The organism is Okeania sp. SIO2B9, assembly GCF_010672505.1.
Lineage (GTDB): Bacteria > Cyanobacteriota > Cyanobacteriia > Cyanobacteriales > Microcoleaceae > Okeania > Okeania hirsuta.
On sequence record NZ_JAAHGK010001294.1, the window covers coordinates 1 to 2,130 of the forward strand.

Genomic DNA, 2,130 nt, shown 5'->3' on the forward strand with positions numbered 1-2,130 from the left:
CCTAAACTAAATTCTCGGAAGAAATTCGGATTTAGCCGAAAGAGGCGGTCATAAATTCCTGATTGTAAATTAATTTGTATCCCCTGAGAAACTTTGATAGACATGATTCCTTGGAGCAAACTAAATAAGGATTTTCCGATAGTAACTGCAAATAAACCTATTGCTATTTGCCATAACAATAATTTGTCACTATCAGGAATAGCATTATTAACAATAATGGCACTGGCTTGAGGAGTAATCATACCCATCAGACTAATTATTGTGCCTAAAATCATTAGTTTTATTCCATCCCATTCATAACTTTTGATGGCGAATAAAGAGATATCCCAAACATTTTTTATCTGGAAAGGGAAGGGTCGATAAAAAGTAAATGCTGTGGATGATAAAGTAGCAGCAACTTTTTGATTTATAGGAATAGAAGTTTGAGTTTTGGGGTTATAGAGGAGGTATTTATTTTTGTGGGGTAATAAAGCAACGGGTATATTTTCTGATTCGAGCCAACCTAACAATACACCAGAATTTTTTTGCCACCATTTATCTCTTAATTTTACTGTCCTTATTCGACATCGGGAAGCTTTAACAATATCTTGTAAATCTCTTTGATAATCAGCAGGAGATTTTTTTTCTGGGGGGGTATTTGGGAAATTTTTTGTCTGTGTAGATGGTGCTTTAATTTCTATCTGACTAGCGCGACCTATTGCTCCGACTGCTATTAATAATAAGTCGTTAAAGTTGGAGGTTATGGTGTTAGTTGTTGTTTGATTGTATAAGACAGAAACAAAATTTTGCATAGTTTCTGCTTTACTGTGTTGATTATAGGTTTTGAGTTGTTGAGAGTTGAATATTTCTGTTTGTTCTTCTGCCAAAATAACTTGGTGGAGATAATTGCAAAAGTTATTGTTAATTGAAACAATTTGGGAAAAATTAGGATGTTCAGATTCGGCAAAAGATGGCAAAGAAAAATCATTCGGTATTGAGTCAAAGTTGCTTCAATCCGAAATTGTCGGAGCCAATATAATGCTGCTACATTAATCAAACCAAAAACTATAGTAATACCCGCTAAAACTCCATTATAAAAACTCATCAAAACTGCATAAAAAACCAACATTATCGCATCAATCAAGGTACTAGCAACACTACTCAATAATTGTACAGTTTGGTCATTCAAAGCAGCACGAGAACTAATATCTCCAGCAAACCTTTGAGCATAAAATTTCATCGGCAACCGCAACAGATGCCACATAAACTGACTATTCATAGTAATAGAAAGTTTAATAATTAACTTCCGCAAGAAAATATATTGCATCCTAGCAATAGTAAATTGTAGAATCGTTGTTACAGCCATTCCTACAAGTAAAGGGCGGAGCCAATCTTGCAAACCCTCCACTAAAATTTGGTCAACAAAAACCAAACTAAAAGCCGGAATAACTAAGCGAATTAAACTGAGGAAAAAACCAGCGATAAAAGTAAAAATAAGAGCATTTTTAGAATTTTGCAAACGAACAGCTAAATAAGCAATGAAATTTCTTTTATTGCTTCCTTTAACAAACTCTTCACCCGGTTCCATCCGCAAAACAATACCACTATAAGAATTCGCAAATTCCTCCTTACTAACCTTGCGCCTACCCAATGCCGGATCGTTCAGATAAGCAAACCTTTTATCAAAACCTTCTACTACCAAAAAATGATTAAACTTCCAAAAAATAATCACAGGTAGATCGGTATTTTCTAAGAATTCAACAGTACTTTTGCCACCCTTAGCTTCCAAACCATATTCCCTTGCCGTTCTAACAATTTGCGCGGCATTAGTACCATCTCGACTCACACCACATTTATTGCGCAACTCCATTAAAGGAACTTCACGTCCATAATATTTCAGAATAATACCCAAAGAAGCAGCACCACATTCAGTAGCTTCTCTTTGTAAAAAAGGCTTAGTTTTGACTCTCATTTGTTGATTGCTTATTATGAAGACAGAATCTCGCCCTAAAAGAATAAATAGGGTTTGCTGAAAAAGTCTTTTTTAAGGAGTGGGGAAGTAGGGGAGTGGGGGAGAATTTTTTTGCCCAACTCTTGCTAAAAATGTGCTCCTTTTTGAGCATGAAGAGCTGAAAAAGGAGCACATTTTTA

2 protein-coding genes are annotated in these 2,130 nt (G+C 35.2%); both read right to left on the reverse strand.

Features of this window, described 5'->3' with window-relative positions:
• On the reverse strand, positions 1-791 hold a 791-nt coding region (locus F6K13_RS30005), incomplete at its 3' end, for an ABC transporter transmembrane domain-containing protein (protein ID WP_353735738.1).
• Positions 740-1,951 carry a cysteine peptidase family C39 domain-containing protein gene (locus tag F6K13_RS30010; protein ID WP_287289405.1) on the reverse strand — a complete coding sequence of 404 codons (1,212 nt, stop codon included), beginning with the start codon at positions 1,949-1,951 and terminating at the stop codon, positions 740-742. The genes F6K13_RS30005 and F6K13_RS30010, both read right to left, overlap by 52 nt.
• Positions 1,952-2,130 lie beyond the last annotated feature (179 nt).